Genomic DNA, 19,027 nt, shown 5'->3' with positions numbered 1-19,027 from the left:
TTGATTTTTATTATTGTCAAATTAACACTTATTACCTATAATTAAAGTGATCATTATTACTGTTTTAAGGTGATATTTATTGAGTGCGATATCGAAATATTTGGAATCTATATGAAATAGGAAAAAATTATCTTTAATTAGATGCTAATTTTCAAATCAGTTTACTGATCTATTTTATTTTTAAATCATTTAAATCTGTTATCAATTAGCATAACAGGAGAGAGAGCATGGCAGAGATTTTAGCATTATCAATATTTATACTTCTTCTTTGGATTTTAAATCAATTATCAAAAAGAAAAATTAAGTTTCATTATAGAAATTTGACTGCCATATTTCTTGGGATATTAATGGGGTGGGCTCTTTATTCTTTTTTACCAAAAGAGTCCTATGCTGAGTTAAGACATTACATTAAGAGTATTTCCAATATTTACATACGATCTCTCAAATTCATGATCGTCCCTATTGTTTTTATTAGCATCACACATACGCTTATTCACCTAGATAACAATAGTAATGTTGGTCAAAAATTTGGGAGGATTATCTTATACTTTGTCATATCCGTAACATGTGCTGCCGGTATTGGTTTGTTTATGGCTAGTATGTTCAATTTTGATACTATTATAGATGTATCGAAAATATCTTCAGAGAATATTTCACAAGGTTATGCGAATAGAATAGAATCCCTCAGTGACGCTTCTTTAGGAAATGTTATTTATGGATTTACTCAAAATATACCGACTTCAATATTCGATGCATTTTCCAAAAACAACATTATAGGGACACTTATTATAGCTTTACTTATTGGTTCATCAATTAAAAGGATGAAGGTAAAGAAAGCACAAGAAATGAGTAGGGTGATTAGTGCGATTGATTCTGCAAAATTGATCGTCAATTCTATGACTATGACGATCATTAAACTTACTCCATATGGTGTTTTAGCTTTAATGACCATGGCTGTAGCAGAAAAAGGTCCTTCACTGTTTAGTGACCTAGCTAAGTTCGTTTCGGTCTCTTACTTAACAATGGCTGTAATTATTGGAATGCATTTATTAGTACAATTCCTGAATGGTGTCAATCCATTTAAACATTTCAATAATTTAATTCCTGCTTTGATAACTGGTTTCAGTACGCAATCAAGTGGAGCAACATTACCCGTTACCATTGATACTTTAGAAAATAGAAATGGTGTAGATACAGAAACGGCTAATATTGCTGCTTCATTAGGTACTACAATGGGTATGAACGCTTGTGGTGCAATGTGGCCCGTTTTCATGATTGTATTGTCGGTGGGTGTCACCAATGCAATGGGTGGACAAATGGACTTATATTCACCATCAGTATTGATAACTATGTTTATATCAGTGGTTATTTCTTCATTCGGTATTGCTGGTTTACCAGGTACAGCCTCATTTGCAGCAATTACCGCCATGACGATTATGGGTATTTCTGCAGAAGTGATGGGTATCGTATTGACCTTTGTACTCTCTGTTGATTCCTTGATTGATATGGGTAGAACAGCTACAAATATTTTTGGTGTTTCATCTGCAGCAACTTTTATTAGTAAAATTGATGGAGGAATGGACATGAAAATTTTTAATAAAGAGAATCAATAAGCTTACGTAAGTAAAGTGTGATTTTTTTAATTTAAAGATTAGAAAATTGCTTTTTTTGATGCATATGAGGACTTTTTATAGGTTTTGAAAACATTTATATGCAAAATTTAGTTGTAATGTATTTTTCTTTTATGAACTTAAAAAAATTATTGAGTGTTTAGATTAATGTAAACATTCACAAATACATGGAAAAAATTCACACAACATCAATAGCGATTTTTGATTTAACACAATTTCCTATTGTTATCATAACGTGTACAAAGGAACAACCTACAGCACAGGATATTATTGAATACAAATCGAAAAAGGAAGAAATTTTCGAAACTTTTACAACCCCATTTGTTGTAATTGGTGATATTTCTAAAGTGAAGTGGATGGATGCAGATGCTAGGATAGCTTATGGTAAAAACATGAAAGAAACTGCTGATAAATACAGTCATTTGATGATTAAAACATATGCAGTGGTACCTAATATTATTGCCAATGCTATTTTAAAAGGAGTGAATCTCATAGCAAAACCAAAATACGAACAAGTAATTTGTAAATCTTTTGAACAGGCATATTCTAAAGCATTACATGAAAAGGATCTTATCGAGAACTTGAAATCTGCATAAATTAGGAATTAATTCATGATTTAATATATAAGTATAAACATGTAAAGTTAAATACTAAACAAAATTAAGATCAGTCAAAGACTGATCTTTTTTTTTGTTCAAATTTTATTAGATAAAAAAATTAATACCATAAGATATTTTTTGGGAGAGGTGTGTTAGTCTTTTTCACGATTACTGATAATAATGCCTTATCAATTTCATATTATAGGCAATTTCTAACATTGTAATTTTTTGTAGAAAAATTCACTTTTTTGAACTAAAGATGATTAAGTAATGTTTTTTTATTGTACTAATTTATTACTTATGCAATTAATTTATAAATGTTCAGTGGCAACATTTGATATCTCAGAATTTCCTCTGGTAAAAATTGTTTGTCATAAAGAACAACCCAATCTTGAAGATGTAATTGAATACAAAAATTTAAAAAATAAAGTCTTCAAAGATTTCAATGAGCCCTTTATTGTAATCAGTGATGTGTCCAAAATAAAGTGGATGGATTCTGAAGCAAGAATAGAGTACGGCAAGAATCTTAAAGAAAGTGATGATAAATACCTTCACCTATTCAAAACAGCATATGTTGTCGTTCCGAATATTGTAGTGAATATCATGTTGAAAGGTATTAACCTTGTAGCTAAGCCAAGATTTAGACAAGTGATTTGTTCTAGCTATGATGAAGCATACAAAAAAGCAAAATCAGAATTAAAATTTATGATCGATTATCAGAAAGTATCTTAAAATAACCTTACCATTACACATCACAACCCAACTACTAATATTTTACAAGAAACCTAACTATTATGAATAAAATTTACACATGTAATGCCGCAGTAATAGATGTTACTGACTTTCCAATTGTGACAATGACATGTTTATCTGAAAACCCAACTCATCAAGATATTATTGAATTTAAAGCACTAAAAGAAAAAGTTTTTGATAAGTTTGATACACCTTTTGTAGTTATTGATGATTCAAGTAATATCAAATGGATTAGTTCCTCTGCCAGAGCAGAGTATGGACGTTTACTTAATGAACATGATAAAAGATATCAGAACTTATTGAGAGCTTATTTTATTGTAGCACCTAATAAGCTTATGAAAGTGATATTAAATACAATGAATAAGATATTTAAAAGAGAAATAAGACAATACGTTTACGATGATATTGATATGGCAAGAAGCTTTGCAGAATTAGATAGTGAAGTAATCAAATCAATATCAAATGTTTCTTGATTAAAATTAAATTCATTATCTATTTACTACCCAAACAAAAAATTGAATGTACCCTCTAGATTACCTTTGCAACAAATTAAGTGACGAAACATTTAAAATAGAATATCCATTTGATGATCATGTAATAATTACATTCAGGAAAGAAACATTGAATAAAAAAGATGTAGAACATTTTTTTAAAGTAGTTCATATCATTTTAGAAAACATTCAAAAACCTACAACTTTTATATATGATGTTTCTAAAGTAAAAATGATGCTAACAGATCTCCGTATGAGTTTTGCTAATAAAGTTAAAGTAATTTTGGACAACTATTCATATCTTGTAGCTTCTTATATAGTGATTATTAATAACCCTGTCACTAAGTTATTATTATATGGTATTAACCTTATTATTGGATCAGATACCAAACAAAAAGTAATGACAAATAGGGAGGAGGTTATCCGATATATAAAAAATAAAAGTGTCACCCAATTCATATAGGGTGACACCTGTTAATCAGATTGATCTAGCATTCCTTACATCATTTAAGGCATCTAACATCTTTTTGTTATGATGAGATACCTCTTTAGTTGATGTAGTCCTAATTAATTCCAATAATGATTGATCATTTAATGATGAAAAATGATCCACGAAATAGATATAAATGTCTTCTTGTAAATTCATGTTGATATAATTTTGAAATACTAAATAAAATTCAATTCTCCATTTAATAAATGGATAGGCTTTTTAAGAGATAGTTTACCACTTTTAAATACAGTGGATAAACCTTTAAAGTCTCTATTATGGAATTCTGTGTGCAAGGCATTTAAAAAAATACCTCGAGAACTATTCCACTGAAAGTTACCGACTTCAAGATTAAACTGTTGTATCAGTTCATCATCAGATAGCTGCCCTAAAAGGGTGGCGTCAACAAGTTCATTTTCATTGAATAATGTCATAAATGTAAATTTAGAGTGAAACAAAATTTTACAATGACATCAAGAATTTAATAAGAATAGGGGGGAATGTTTTTGTCGTTCCGACCTCATCTATTTTGCCACCGTGGTATTTACTCGGTTGGCATCCATCTAAGGATTCTTGATGATGATACAAAGTAAAAGACAAAAAATGTATAATTCAAATTTTTCTAAGAAGTTTTTTTGAATTTAAGGTGATAGAGTTGTTTTGCTCTTCTAAAATAGATCATATATAGCTTTGGTGTCCTTAACATCAATAATATAATATTGATCCTTTCGTATTTCTGGTAATAATTGTAGATAATAAAGAATCCTATTATTTCTGTAACTAATAATGGAAGTACTGTTCCTAATTCGCCAAAGAATTTGACAAAGAAGTAAGAACTAAAAATTAAAATACAGCTATTAATTACCACAACATTGGTTGAATATTGAGGTTTACCAATCGCATTAGTATAACTTCCGAAGAAAGCTCCTAATGGTGAAAACTGCGCTGACATTATCAAAATAACTAATAAATGGAAAGACTCTCCATAACCTTCTCCATGAAGAATACTTAAAAGTGGTTTAATGACTATTAGAAAAGCAATAGAGATAGGAACAATCAAAGTATATACTCTTTTGATCGTTTTTATAAATTCAAGTTTAAAATGCCTCAAGTTCCCTTGCTCAAATAGTAATACAATTTTGGGGTAAAATATGAGCTGAATCGCATTACTAAGTGATAAAATTAAGACCAAATATCGTTGAGCAACACCCAAAAGTGCTGTTACTTCCAAAGACAGAATACCAGCTGATATAAATAAAGTCATCCTAGAAGCAAGTGTACCAAATATCGCTTTTAACGTGCCCTGTTTGGCATAATGCATAATGTGTTTGAACGTTTTCTTATTAAATTTACTTATAACTATTTTGAAGGTTGGAATTGAACTTAAACCAATAAGAAAACTAACAAAATAAAGGCCACTCAAATAGATAATTAAATTACTTAATTCTACAGGGTAATTACTGAAATAGAAGAAAGCAGTGAAAAGCATTAAAAGAGTAGTGAAATTAATCATTACTGCTTTATATAATTCACCACGACTTTTATGAATATTTTCAATCCATTTTAAACAATTATTACTAATGGAATACAAAGGATAAAATAACAATAATGCGGAGACTTCAGGGAAGAAATCATAATACCCAATCGCAAAAATTACCGCTCCAATTAAAGATTCTATAAGTAATAGAGCGTATAAAACCGTTTTATAAGTAGAATGTGCTGTTTCATCTTCTTTTCCAGATGAAAATTTCACTAATGCAACATAAAGTACCCCTTCTCTAATATTGATCGACAAATTAAAGACAGCAAAAAATATGAACCAACGTCCTACATCTTCAGCCGAATAGACTTGTGTGACAAATAGGAGTAGTGAGTAATTATATAATAATTCACTAAAGGTTAATGATAATGAGGATATAAAAGGTTTTTCCTTAAAAAGGGCAATGAACCTTTTCATGAAGCAAAGTTAATGGGTTAATAAGTATTTCAATTTAATTGATTATGAATAATATATATAATTATTAGTTGCAACTTGCAACCATTAATCATATTATGTTTTTTTCTTTATAGAAATACTTAGAATAATGTTCTTGGATAGGGGAGATTTTCTAGATGGTAATTGCTTTCATAATTATAATTTCATTTATTATTTTAAAGATGAACTATAACAATTAAATTTACTCAACACATTTATCTTATATCAACTACATCTATAATGAGCTACCTCAAACTTTATCTATTATTCTTAATCACTTTCAGCTTTGGTGCAAAAGCCCAAAATAATTCAGCAATTGTAAATGATGTGCTTATATCTAAAAGTAATAATATCATTTGGATAAGTGATAATATACATTCTGATGTACGTGGTGTCTCAATGATTAATGGTAAAGAAGTAGTCTTTCTTCCACATAAGAATTATGTTGCGAAAATATATGAGACCGATAAACACCTAATTACCGTAAATGATTTTGTGCGTTTTTGGGATAAGGAAGATTATTCATTACAAGATTCTATAGCTCTAGATAATTTTTATCTAAATGCTCAAATACCCAAAGAAAATACACTAACAAATATTACACTCAGTAGTTTACAATTAGTTGACCTCAAGACTAAAAACATAAAGAATATCTCACTTCCTAATCATGAATTAACCAATGCAAAAGTAAAAATAAATTCGTCCGGGAGAATCTTTTTCATTAAACCAAATAGTGTATTAGAATTGATAAATGAAAAAGTAACGGAAATCTATAAGTCTAAAGAATTCATTAAGGGGAGTATCATAAATGATCAGGGAATACATTTATTATTATCACCTGAACTGTTTAGAACAGATATAAAAACATCCATAAAACATATCAATTTTGAGGGGAAGGAATTAAGCCATATTTATATAGATAACATTCCACACCTGAAAATTGGATTGGGTGAATTAAATTCTTATAACACGAGTGATCGTCCTTACTTTAATATATTCGGTTCGTCATACTTGCTTCAAACTACAAGTGGATTAGTAGCTTTATCAAATTCATGGAAACAGTATTTAATCTCAGGGTTTTATGATTTACCCTATTCCAATGTCAATTATAAAAACTTTAATGGACAATTTGTAAGAACAGATGGAGGTAAGGTTACTGTTTTTGACCTATGGGGAAGTATTTTATATCAAGAAAATATTGAAAGTTTATATTCCACATTCAACATAACTAATCAAGATAAAATGAGTTTACTCAACACCCTTTATTTAATAGGTGTTGATGGGGAGAGGACCAATAAACAAGAATTTACCTGGAATAATTATATACTTCCTGTCAATATCTCAAATAAGGATAACTTCCTTACTTTCCATAAAAACGGAGAAGTTAATGTTTGGAACTATTCTAATTTTAATAAAGAATATAAATGGGAAATTTCTGGAAACAAAAGACCTTTATTCGCCACATTTCAAATTGATAAAACCCACATTCTTACTCTATTTCCAGACTCTAAGAAAATTGTAGTTTATGATCTAAACGGAAAAATTATCAATCAACAAAACTATGATATTGAAGATTTTATTACTGCGATTAGCTCTACAAATGAGGGAGTTTTTATTGGGACATCGAGTGGGGATGTACATCAACTGGATGATAAATTAAAAATAATATCATCTCATAAAGATGTTTTTGGAGAAGCTGTTTCATCTATTACATTTCTAGAAAAATCAAAAGAGTTAATTCTAGGATCAAGAGGTCGTTTAATTCGTTGCCCTTTAAGTATTGGAAAAATCTCTCCAGAACAAGTTACAAAAGTACATAATGGATATATCACAGATTTAAGTACACAGCATTTTAGTGGACACGACTTTTTATTAACCAATTCTTTCTTTGATAATTCTTGCTTCTTATGGGATTTAAAAAATAAAAGCTTGGTAAAGTCTTATAAACAAGAAAAAAATATACAATATGCCCAATTAATTGATAGCTTGAATGTACCAATGACTGTCGATAGTATTGGTTTTACTTTTGATAGTAACCTTGACCTTGTTAAAAAATTAGAAAGTGATAAACCAGAAGTTTATTTACAAGCTTCGGTTACCTCCCCAATTCGTAAAATTTCATTTAGTAAGGACCAAAACTTAATCTTAGTACTTTCTCAGAATATTGTTTACATTCTTGATGTAAAAACCAGAAAGGTGATTACACAAATTGAAGTCACAGATGATAACATTAATGATGCTATTTTAGATGATAACTCTAGGGAAGTGATTATCACACAAGGCGATAATTTAAAATCCTACGACATTGCTTCAGGTAAAATAATAAGAGAAATAAAATATGATCATGTAGGTAATTTTAGTGTTCATCGTTTAAGAAAAGTTCCTGCTACTCCTTTTATCCTTGGTATAAATACACATGGGTGGACAAATCCTTTTGTCATTCATGAAAACTCTGGGAAGGTAATCACCCGTTACGGTATCCCACTAGATGGAAATCGTATATATGACATTCAGTTTTCAAAATCCGGTCAGTTTATGGCTGTATATACCAATAAAGAAGTGGTTGTCTATAAAGATTATCTTACGAATAAACCAATTAAAGTATTTAAATACGATCGTAAATCTGAGGTTTCATATACCACAATGAATATTGTCCATATAGATGAAGATCAAAATTTATTAATGTTCGTCGCAAAAGTAGAAGGGCGTACATGTACTTTGATATATGATTATATAGAACAAAAACTGATTAAAAATATTAAATACAACTACTTAGCAGATATCGTAGGAAATTCTATAGTCTATGGACATATGGATGGTATAAAACAGGTTAGTTTAGAAGATGATTCAAAATCTTTTTTTAACGCAAAAAAAGATTTTATGAGTGATTTAAGTGCAATAGCCTATAATGAAAAATATGATTTGGTAATAGGTGGAGATATTTGGGGTAACATCAAATTGTTTGATAATAAATCGAAGAATGAATTAGCTGCAATAGATCGTTTTCAAAATGACATTTATAATTTCAAGAAATACAAAAATCATTTCATCTATAATCATAAAGAAGGTCTTTTTATTATAGATAACAAAAAGTTTGAAAATAAATTAATTGAAAATGCTTCTAACTACCCGTTTTATGCAGATCTATCAGAGGATGAAACTCATATTATCTATTTAGAGTCATCTTCATCAAAAGATAAGCCATTTGTTTATGTGGAAAATTTGAAGACCGGAATTTCGACAAAGTTATTCCAACTTCCAGTCACCTCAAATAATTTAAGTGTTTTTACTCTAAGTGAAAATCATATTATCTATTCTTATAAAATAGATAATATGACTTATTTCGCATCATATGATATCGAGAACAATAGCAATGAAATCTTAATAGAAACAGAAAAGAATTTAGTACTCGATAATCAATCCACTACCAAGAATTTATATTATGTTGAAATATTGAATGATGACAACAAAAAAATACTTACTACTAAAACATATGATTATCAGTTAATCGATAAGAAAAAGAATTTATTACATACAGTTGAATATCATCTTGATGATCACAAAGACATAAATACTAGAAATTTACAAAAATACTTAAAGAATTTTCAACTCATTTCTGCTTCTGGATATCAGGTATATCAAACTGAAGATGGGATTAATATATTTGATTATAGATCTAAAAAATATCTATTGAAAGAGTTTGATCAAGTCAAAAATAAGCTCTTTAAATATCATGTTGCTTCAAATACACTCTACATAATTAGTGAAGAAAATGATGTAATAAGCTATAACTTAACTACTAAGACTTTAAATACACTTTTCACTATCAACAGTAATATAGAACAAATTGATTTAGTTGAGAATGAATTAATCATTTTAAGTTCGGATGAAAAAATTAAAGTCTATTCTACTGATGGTCAATCTATTGAATATCAAATTCAATCTTCTGGTGAAGACGGGATTAGTATAATAAATAATAATGGTTATTACATGACTAGCAAAAATGCGGTTGATAATATTGTATTTAAAAAAGGATTAAATGTCTATCCTTTTGATCAATTTGACGCATGGTTTAATCGACCTGATATAGTTTTAAAAGATATAGAAGGGACTGATAAAGAGTATATTAATCAGGCTTATTTAGCTTATAAGAAGAGGTTAAATAAATTAAGTTTAGATAATGATTTTCCAAAAATTGACGGACTTCCTAAAGTTATTATTAATAAAGAAAATATTCCTGTCACGATAAATCAGAAAGAATTTACTTTTTCTTTAGCGGCCCAAACATCTGATCAATCTAAGATTAGTAGCATTGATGTTTGGATTAATAATGTTCCTGTATTTGGGAAAAATGGTTACCGATTATCATCAAATACTTCTAAAATTGAAGAAGATATTACAGTAGCTTTAAATGACGGAATTAATAAAATTGAAGTAGGGGTGAGGACAGATTTAAATTCATCCTCTCTTAAAGAAGAATTCTTTATAACATGCGAGCAAAATACTTCTTCAAAGTTTTATGTAATTGGAATTGGTATTTCACATTATAAAGACAGTACCATGAATTTACAGTACGCTGACAAAGACGCCAAAGATATTGTGAATGATCTAAAGAAAAAGGGAAATCATATAGAAGCAATTCTTCTTACAAATGAACAGGTCACCAAAAAGAATATCCTAGCTTTAAAGGAACAGCTGCTTAAAACTAATGTAGATGATGAAATACTCCTATATTATGCAGGACATGGAATGTTAGATTACAATTATGATTACTACCTCACTACTCATGATATTAATTTTAGACAACCTAAAGAATTGGGTCTGAAGTACGATGACTTTATCAATCTACTAGATGGTATTCCTGCTAGAAAAAAATTAGTAATTATAGATGCCTGTCATTCTGGTGAGCTAGATGAAACTCCTACAAATACATTCAATACTAATAACAATGTAAAAGTTGTTTCCAGCTTTACTAGGGGATTGGTTCCTGAATTACCTATTCCGACAGCATCATCTTTTGAATTTATGCAAGATATTTTCACCGATTTAAGAAGGGATACTGGTGCTACAATTATCTCAAGTGCAGGTGGTAATGAGTTTGCATATGAAGGTGAAGGATATGACAATGGACTTTTTACTTATTTCTTAAGAAAAGCGATTTCCGAGGATCTAGCAGATAGTAACAGTGATGATAAAGTTAGTGTACAGGAACTTTTAGATTATCTAGAGCGTGAAGTGAAAGAGGCATCAAATGGACAACAGCAACCCAATGCTAGACGAATAAATAAAGAAGAAAATTTTAAGCTTTGGAATTTATTGGATCAATAGGCGATAAATCCTTATAAGTTGGATGTAAGTATATATGACCAGGACAGTATGCTTGTAGATTAATTTACAATCTCACATTATTTATATATTTATTGTTAAAGTCATAAATGAACATAATAAATAGAATCAGTAATTATTTGATAGCAACCATTTAATTATTCAGCTGCTCTAAGATGATTGTAAATCTAATTTTGAAGTTCATTTTTAACGATGAATGAACTATCTCAATGCTTAAAAATAAATAAATGAAATACTACCTAACATTATTAGTCCTGTTTATCTTTAGTTCTTGTGCTCCTGTAAATACAGTTGATGAATATTGTGATCCATTAGCTGAGAATCCACATTTTATATCTGAATGCAAAGAATATAATTGTACGAAATATTAAATGATCAAACCCAACAAATTTTTGTGTTGGGTTTTTTAATATCATTATTTTTTGATTCCAATATTGTATTATCTCTAGAATTAACATATCACGAAAAATACCAAATAGTATAATATAATTTATGTTATGTTAAATACAGAATTTTATAACTTATCTTATCTCCTTTAATATCAAATATTTACAGAAAATACCATTTTAATATTTTATCTGTTTGATTTACAGTTTTTTATCAATTTATTTTGTTATGTAACAATGTTACTTTATATTTGAAATATCAATATTAAACATGACTAATTCTTCAACTATGAAACACTTTGTATTAAAATTCATCACCACTTCCCTATTCTTTATAGCAACACAATCTTCTGTACTTTCTTCAGATGATAAAAACTTCTTGAAAGTACATACTGTTGAGGTTTCACAAATTCAAATGACTATTTTACATGGAGATGGATTCTTTTCTTTAACACGAAGATTATTCCAGGTGTTAGAAAAAAATCCGAATAATATTACCTGGGAAGATGTATTCTTATTGAAAACAATTTATCAAGAACAAACAGGTAGTGATGAGTTAGTAGTAGGAGAAAAATTTATAGTTCTAAAAAATGAGTTTCTTTAAAAGAAACTCATTTTTTTATTATATAACCCTGTATCAGGGTACTTGAATCTGTATAATACATTCATTTATATAGTATTATCACATAACATTTTGCAAAATCCCTAAAAAGGGGGATTTAAATCTCATAAAAGTTTAATAGTTTTAATCATTCCTTTACCCAACTAAATTAAAATGAGAAAACTATTATTATTGCTCTCTTTTCTATTCGTGCTATTGAATTCATATGGCCAAGATTATTCAAAGACCAATAAATTTGCTATTGGTGTAAGTGGCGGATCTAACGGATTAGGTATTGATGTTTCTAGAAATTTAAATGAACATTTTAATGGCAGTCTAAGCTTTAATTATCTCAAAATCGATAATTTTTCTCAAGTAGTTACCTATGATAGCCAAAGCTTGAAAGGTACGGCTAATGTTGATATGAGAAATATTGATTTACGTATCGAATACTTACCTTTTAAAGGAAGTGGTTTTAAAATTGTTGCTGGTTTAGCATATATGTTCAGCAATAGTGTTCAACTTATAAGTAGTTATACAGAACCTATTACTTTAGGCGTACGTACTTTAACACCTGATGATATTGGTGAGATTAGATTTGAATCGGAATGGAATCAACTTTCACCCTATCTAGGTATAGGTTTAGGTCGTGCAGTTCCAAAGAAAAGAATTGGATTTGGGCTTGATATGGGGACATACTATTTAGGAAATCCCAATATCAAATTCTATGGTACTGAATTATTCACTGATATGTCGAGTCAAGAACAAAAAATGGAATCCAATATGAAAGATTATACTTGGTTCCCTTTATTGCGATTAAGACTTTCAGTAAGGTTAAATTAATTATAATCATTACACAGTATTCAAAAAAGATATTTTTTGACGATTTGTTTTATACTACAATTACCTAAGTAAAGGCAAACACTTTTGTTTGCCTTTTTTAAAAAGTACTATCAATAATTGACATTATTTTCAAATATACCACACTTTATCAATTCACTTTCCTAATTTTGTCACGCTAACAAATTATCGACAATCTTATTCATTCAAACCAAGAAAATGAATTTATTATCCAAATGTGTAGGCTATTTAGCCTCAATTGTGACACTTATTATTATCTCTACGAACTTACTTCAAGCTCAGAATACTATCACAGGTAAAGTACTTGAAAATAGTAACAAGAATGCTATTGAATACGCAACTGTTGCGTTATACAATCAAGAGAACGAAAAACTGATCACTGGAGTAGTTACTCAAACGGAAGGTATTTTTAATATCAACAAGCTTAAAAAAGGCACTTACAAATTAACTGTGGCCTTTATGGGATTCGAAACTTTTGTGAAAGAAAACATTCAAATCGATGGTCAGCCTTTAAATCTTGGAACTATTTATCTAAAAGAAGATAATCAAATGCTTCAAGAAATTGAGATCAAAGGCGAACAGTTAACTGCAGTCACTAAAGTTGATCGACAAGTATATGATGCCACTAAATTTGAAGCAGCTGCGGGTGGTACTGCTACTGATGTTCTAAAAAATATGCCTTCTGTAAGTATTAATGCTGAAGGCGATTTATCTGTAAGAGGTACATCAGGATTTGTGGTTTTACTTAATGGTAAACCCATACAAACTAATGCCGCGACTATTTTGAATCAATTGCCTGCCAATTCTATCAAGAATGTAGAGGTAATTACTGCTCCTTCAGCTAAATACGATTCAGAAGGAAAAGCAGGAATTATCAATATTATCACTACTAAAGGTGCGACTGATAACCTTTTTGCTCAAGTAAATGTAAGAGTTGGTTTACCTAGCGTAGAACCTTATGACAATGCAAAAATGCCTCTAAGATATGGTGGTGACTTTACTATTGCTCAACAAAAAAATAAATTGAATTGGGCTATTGGAGGTTCTTATCAAAGAAATGATAAAACAGGTCGCCGTGAAGGTGATGTGTGGACTCAAATTGATGATTATCCAAAGTTCAGATTCCCTTCTGATGGAGAACGCTCTTATGTGGAAGAAAACTATTCAGCGAACTTATCATTAGGATATGATGCAACTAAAAATACCTCTCTACATTTTGCTGCTATGGGTGGTATTAGAGATAAAACAAGACTTGCAGATATTTATTATAATGATAATCGTTTTGAAGGTGACCCTACTCCTTTTCAGTATTACAACCATAACTCTAGAAATAGACAATCCGATTTCTTTGTTTCTAGTTTCGATTTTGATCACCGATTTAATAATGGTTCAAAAATCAAAGCATCAGTTTTGTATGAATATACTTTATTAGGTGGTCCAACATTTAACGACAACCAAAGAGATAATTTCTCAACTCCAGAAAATCAGAATTTCTTCTACTTAAGAGAAAGAAACACTAACGAGAATCCTTTAAATGGTTTCCGTGCTAATCTTGATTATAGTTTCAAACCATCAAAATTAGGTCAGTTCGAAGTGGGATATCAATTCAGAACATTAGATCATAAAGGTGATTTCTTATATGAAAGAGAAAATCTTACTGATGGTAAACCTACTGGTAATTGGGAAGTTGTAGACAACTATTCGTCTAACTTAAACCTAAAGAGAAATATTCACTCAGCCTATGGGCAATTGGCTGGAGAAAAGGGCGATTGGACGTATGGTGTAGGTGTTCGTACAGAGTATATGGATCGTCAAGTTGACTTCTTGGGCTATGAAAATGGTCAGTTACAACCTGAAAATCAAAGGGAAATAAAGAAATATGATTACTTCAAATTATTCCCATCAGCAAATTTACAATATAAAGTAAATGATGGATTTGCCTTAAAAACAGCCTACAGTAAAAGAGTGGAAAGAACGACTACTTTTAAAATGAATCCATTTAAAGAAAAAGAACATTCAGAAACACTAGAACAAGGTGATGCGGATCTTTTACCTGAATTTATTGATTTAGTTGAATTAGGTGCCACTCAAGAAATTGGTGACCATAGTATCTTTGCTACCGCTTACTTTAGAAATACAGAAAACTTGATTAATAGAACAAATACATTTGATAGTGATTCTGTTTTAAACCGTATCTATACTAATGTAGGGAATAGTAAAGTATTTGGTTTTGAGCTAGGGACTTCATTAAAATTAACAAAGTGGTGGGACTTTTATGCTGGAGGTAATGTTTATCATCAACATATTAAAGGTCAATTTAATTATAATGATACAGATAACGATTGGTTAATAAGTATTCCTGTGGATACAAAAGCTTGGCAGTATAGCTTTAATATTAACACAACCTTTGATATCACAAAGACATTAAGTACTAATTTCTCATTTAATTATTTATCGGAAAGAGTAACCGCCCAAGGTAGAGATTCTCGATTCTACTCTCCTAACCTTTCCATAAAAAAGACATTCTTAGACAAAAGATTGGCTGTAAATTTTCAATGGCTGAATATGGATATGGGTATGTTAAATACGAATGAGCAAAGAATTACTACAAGTGGAGATTATAATGCTCTATTGACCAACGGAACCTCTCAAAGACAACAATTTTATACTACAACAAATTATGTCTACGAAGTGGATCAATTGATCATCAATATCACTTATAACTTTAATAGTTCGAAAAATAAATCGAAGAAGGTGAAATCAGAATTTGGAGCTCAAGAGTTCTAATATAGATAAAGGCTACCTCAAAAAGGTAGCCTTTTTACCTAATCTATATTTATAACTAAAACTAATCTATTTACACATTAAAATATTCAGAGAATTGTAAAATCCCTTCAAGGATAAATTGAATTCCCATGGCAATAATGATTAACCCCATAAATGGTGTAGTAATCTGACTTGTCTTTGATGGTTTTGTATTATCACCTTTAGAAAGTAAAGCGATAATTATCCAAGAGACTATCAATACACATAAAATTGAAATAAGTGCTACACTAGGAAAATGATCTTCTGATTGAGAAATGGCTAAAGTAATCACACCTGTAATGGTTCCAGGGCTAGCAGCAAAAAGTATAAAAGGCATTAAGTTTTTTTCCTTTTCCTCTGTTGAATTTTCTGTTTTTTTATTCAACATTCTAAATCCAATACTCATTAACACTAATCCTCCAGCTACCTGAAAAGCGTTTAAACTAATACCTAAAAGGTGTAATAATTTTGATCCTAACAATGCTGAAATAGCTAATATAAAACCTATTGTGAGTATAGATTCTGTAAGATCTTTCAGTTTATGCTGATAAGATCTTCCTCTTTCGATACTTCCAAAAATTTGAGAACATATTACAGGATTAACTAATGAGAAAATGGTCAGAATTCCTTGAAAATAGATTTCCATAGTGTAGAATTTATATTTTGATTTTTTGTTTGTTGGTTGCCATAACCAATAATACAAATGTCCAAATATCCACACCCGATGAGTTACATAAAATAAAATAGTAGTTACACAAAAACATCAAAATTGACTTTAACCAAAAAGTCTTTTCATCTTATCTAAGTGTTCTTTAAATTCTCTTGCTTTCTTTTTTCTAGCTTCCTTTAGATCTTCTCTATCAAGAATATAATTTAGCTCCTCTTCAGGTGGGATGCCACAAGATAATTTTTGTTCACCATCCACTTCAATTAAACAAGAATTACATGTTCCATATTTTCTCATTGTCTTATAACAAGGATGTGTAATACTCAATTTATTCCTTTTTAATAAATCTAACAGGGTTTTATCCCTTTCATGTCGATCATATTCTTTATTGTCAACTTTAATAATCATTGAGGCTTTGATACATTCTGAATAAAAATTTTCGTGAAATTATGGATCTTTTTATAAGATTAAAATTCAATGATGTGTTTTCTAAGATCTACATCCATGGAACTTATATTAATAAATAAATGATTCGTTGAAATAGTATAAGTTCAATCCATAGAACAATATCATTATTTAGCTTATTAAATTGATTTACTATAAATTAACTATGACTTACTTATAATTAACTATTGGTGTATGCTAAAAACGATTACGTTAAACCTTACTTTTTGCTTTTTCTGTATTACTGTAAATGCTCAGAACTCTGAAGAAATAAAACCATTCAAAAATAAAGCATTGACTATTTCATGGGGATGGAATTGGTCCTCATACTCTGATTCGGATATCAGATTTAAAGGTAAAGGACACGATTTTACATTAAAAGATGTAATGGCTACACACCGCCCTACTGAATTTGATTTTAATGCTTACTTTGTTCATTTCACTACTCCTCAATATAATTTTAAAATATCGTATTTCTTTAATGAACATTGGAATGTTTCATTTGGAGTCGATCATATGAAATATGTTATGATTCAAAATCAAGACGTTTACATCAATGGTTTAATTAACGAAGGAACTCCTTATGATGATGTATATACCAATGAAGCCATTCAGCTTTCTCAAGACTTCCTCACCTTCGAACATACAGATGGTTTAAATTATCTTTATTTCGGTCTGAATAGATTTGATCAGCTCTTTAATTTCAAAAAAATTAATGGCCCCAACATTGGAGTTAATGTTACTGAAGGTTTTAGTGCTGGTATTCATTTACCCAAAACGAATTCAAAGCTTTTGGGTAAAGAAAGAAATGATACTTTTCATTTATCAGGATATGGGTTGGATGTAAATGTTGGGCTTAACCTCCTATTTTTTGATTATGTATTTATACAAGGTGATTTAAAACTTGGCTTTGTACATATGCCCGATATTCGATCAACTACAAATAAAAATGATAAAGCTGAACAACACTTTTTTTACAATCAACAAGCCATTCAGATTGGTGGTCGCTTTCCCATTTGATCTAAATCAATTAAATTGAAGCCATATTAAACATTGATAGAATAATTTTTATCAAAAATCATCTATCTACATTTTTTCGACTTACAATTAAACTTCTATTCCATGAAACTAATTCCCACAATTGTATTCTCTTTTATTTTTATCAATGCAATTTTTTCTCAAAATAAAGAGATTGATGAAGTAAAAGAGTTTCAAGCTAAACTTACAGCTGATTATAAAGACCCAGATCATTCTCCTTTAAAAGGGGAAAAGCTGAAAGAATTTCAAGGGCATGAATTTTTCCCAATTGACCTAAACTATAGAGTTATCGCCAAATTCAAGAAAGATAAAGGCAAAGTTTTTGGGATGAAAACATCCACATCAAGAATGGCACAATATAAAAAATATGGAACGCTGTCGTTTGAAATCAATGGAGAGACATTTAAACTAAATGTTTATCAGAGTGAAAGATTAAAGAAAAGCGATGAATATAAAGATTATTTGTTTTTACCATTCATGGATCAAACGAATGGTAATACGACTTATGGGGCTGGAAGATATATTGATCTAAGTATACCAAAAGGGAAAACCATTGTTGTAGATTTTAATAAAGCATATAATCCATACTGTGCATACACAGAAGGTTATTCATGCCCTATTCCTCCTCAAGATAATTTTTTAAATACTGAAATAAAGGCTGGGATTAAATCGCCAAAGAAAGCCAATTAGTTTTGAAATGAAAAAAGCAGACCTTAGAAATCTAAGATCTGCTTTTTTTGGTTACTGTCTAATAAACTTATTCTCCTACTGGAATGCTTACAGACGTAGTATCTAATTGAATATCATGTTCTACAAAAAACTCATTGATTTGTTTTTTTGGTAAATATGGAAGCGGATCTGCTTTTGGTGTACAAGAAGCAAATAAAATTGACGTTCCAACAATAATAGTTACAAGTAGCTTTTTCATAACAGTAGAAGTTTA

The 19,027-nt window shown here is 29.6% G+C and carries 17 protein-coding genes and 1 riboswitch; of the genes, 11 read left to right on the top strand and 6 right to left on the bottom strand.

Annotated elements, in window-relative coordinates:
- Window positions 1-227 precede the first annotated feature (227 nt).
- The 5 genes from KMW28_RS25905 (at window position 228) to KMW28_RS25885 (ending at window position 3,937) form a co-directional block, all read left to right on the top strand.
- Window positions 228-1,613, top strand: coding sequence for a cation:dicarboxylate symporter family transporter (locus KMW28_RS25905; RefSeq protein WP_169663808.1), 1,386 nt, complete (start codon window positions 228-230; stop codon window positions 1,611-1,613).
- A gap of 185 nt (window positions 1,614-1,798) precedes the next feature.
- Entirely contained in the window at window positions 1,799-2,227 is a 429-nt protein-coding gene (locus KMW28_RS25900) for a hypothetical protein (protein ID WP_169663807.1), read from the top strand.
- A gap of 303 nt (window positions 2,228-2,530) precedes the next feature.
- Window positions 2,531-2,962, top strand: a complete 432-nt coding sequence (locus KMW28_RS25895) for a hypothetical protein (protein ID WP_169663806.1) — start codon at window positions 2,531-2,533, stop codon at window positions 2,960-2,962.
- A 62-nt stretch (window positions 2,963-3,024) separates the two neighbouring features.
- A complete protein-coding gene (locus KMW28_RS25890; protein ID WP_169663805.1) occupies window positions 3,025-3,456 on the top strand; it encodes a hypothetical protein in 432 nt (143 codons plus the stop codon).
- A 46-nt stretch (window positions 3,457-3,502) separates the two neighbouring features.
- On the top strand, window positions 3,503-3,937 hold the full coding sequence (locus tag KMW28_RS25885) for a hypothetical protein (protein WP_169663804.1): 435 nt from the start codon (window positions 3,503-3,505) through the stop codon (window positions 3,935-3,937).
- A gap of 15 nt (window positions 3,938-3,952) precedes the next feature.
- Here the strand turns inward: KMW28_RS25885 and KMW28_RS25880 are convergent, their stop codons facing one another.
- From KMW28_RS25880 to KMW28_RS25870, 3 genes are all read right to left on the bottom strand, one after another.
- Window positions 3,953-4,120 (bottom strand): hypothetical protein, encoded by a 168-nt coding sequence (locus KMW28_RS25880; protein ID WP_158297882.1) that lies wholly within the window; start codon window positions 4,118-4,120, stop codon window positions 3,953-3,955.
- 20 nt (window positions 4,121-4,140) lie between these two features.
- A complete protein-coding gene (locus KMW28_RS25875; RefSeq protein ID WP_169663803.1) occupies window positions 4,141-4,395 on the bottom strand; it encodes a hypothetical protein in 255 nt (84 codons plus the stop codon).
- Window positions 4,396-4,453: 58 nt separating this feature from the next.
- A riboswitch (SAM-I-IV-variant riboswitch) is annotated at window positions 4,454-4,546 on the bottom strand.
- Between the two features lie 37 nt (window positions 4,547-4,583).
- Complete coding sequence (locus KMW28_RS25870) at window positions 4,584-5,918, bottom strand: lipopolysaccharide biosynthesis protein (protein WP_169663802.1); 1,335 nt, start codon at window positions 5,916-5,918, stop codon at window positions 4,584-4,586.
- Between the two features lie 258 nt (window positions 5,919-6,176).
- On the opposite strand from KMW28_RS25870, the gene KMW28_RS25865 reads away from it, so the two are divergent.
- From KMW28_RS25865 to KMW28_RS25850, 4 genes are all read left to right on the top strand, one after another.
- Complete coding sequence (locus KMW28_RS25865; RefSeq protein ID WP_169663801.1) at window positions 6,177-11,264, top strand: caspase family protein; 5,088 nt, start codon at window positions 6,177-6,179, stop codon at window positions 11,262-11,264.
- 693 nt (window positions 11,265-11,957) lie between these two features.
- A complete protein-coding gene (locus tag KMW28_RS25860) occupies window positions 11,958-12,272 on the top strand; it encodes a hypothetical protein (protein ID WP_158297881.1) in 315 nt (104 codons plus the stop codon).
- A gap of 171 nt (window positions 12,273-12,443) precedes the next feature.
- Entirely contained in the window at window positions 12,444-13,112 is a 669-nt protein-coding gene (locus tag KMW28_RS25855) for a hypothetical protein (protein ID WP_169663800.1), read from the top strand.
- A gap of 216 nt (window positions 13,113-13,328) precedes the next feature.
- Window positions 13,329-15,917 carry a TonB-dependent receptor domain-containing protein gene (locus KMW28_RS25850; RefSeq protein WP_169663799.1) on the top strand — a complete coding sequence of 863 codons (2,589 nt, stop codon included), beginning with the start codon at window positions 13,329-13,331 and terminating at the stop codon, window positions 15,915-15,917.
- A 70-nt stretch (window positions 15,918-15,987) separates the two neighbouring features.
- Here the strand turns inward: KMW28_RS25850 and KMW28_RS25845 are convergent, their stop codons facing one another.
- Entirely contained in the window at window positions 15,988-16,581 is a 594-nt protein-coding gene (locus KMW28_RS25845) for a MarC family protein (RefSeq protein ID WP_169663798.1), read from the bottom strand.
- 129 nt (window positions 16,582-16,710) lie between these two features.
- A complete protein-coding gene (locus KMW28_RS25840) occupies window positions 16,711-17,010 on the bottom strand; it encodes a 2Fe-2S iron-sulfur cluster-binding protein (protein ID WP_066214990.1) in 300 nt (99 codons plus the stop codon).
- Window positions 17,011-17,241: 231 nt separating this feature from the next.
- Here KMW28_RS25840 and KMW28_RS25835 point away from each other — a divergent pair, with 231 nt between their 5' ends.
- Together KMW28_RS25835 and KMW28_RS25830 are read left to right on the top strand one after the other, a co-directional pair.
- Window positions 17,242-18,066: a hypothetical protein gene (locus KMW28_RS25835; protein WP_169663797.1), complete on the top strand. Its 825-nt coding sequence runs from the start codon at window positions 17,242-17,244 to the stop codon at window positions 18,064-18,066.
- A 102-nt stretch (window positions 18,067-18,168) separates the two neighbouring features.
- Window positions 18,169-18,774 (top strand): DUF1684 domain-containing protein, encoded by a 606-nt coding sequence (locus tag KMW28_RS25830; RefSeq protein ID WP_183363940.1) that lies wholly within the window; start codon window positions 18,169-18,171, stop codon window positions 18,772-18,774.
- A 67-nt stretch (window positions 18,775-18,841) separates the two neighbouring features.
- Here the strand turns inward: KMW28_RS25830 and KMW28_RS25825 are convergent, their stop codons facing one another.
- Window positions 18,842-19,012 (bottom strand): hypothetical protein, encoded by a 171-nt coding sequence (locus KMW28_RS25825; RefSeq protein ID WP_169663796.1) that lies wholly within the window; start codon window positions 19,010-19,012, stop codon window positions 18,842-18,844.
- Window positions 19,013-19,027: the final 15 nt, after the last annotated feature.

Origin of the sequence: Flammeovirga yaeyamensis, from assembly GCF_018736045.1 — a bacterium.
Classification (GTDB): Bacteria; Bacteroidota; Bacteroidia; order Cytophagales; family Flammeovirgaceae; genus Flammeovirga; species Flammeovirga yaeyamensis.
Note: the sequence above shows the minus strand (reverse complement) of the source record. Positions and strands in the feature narration are given on the sequence as shown.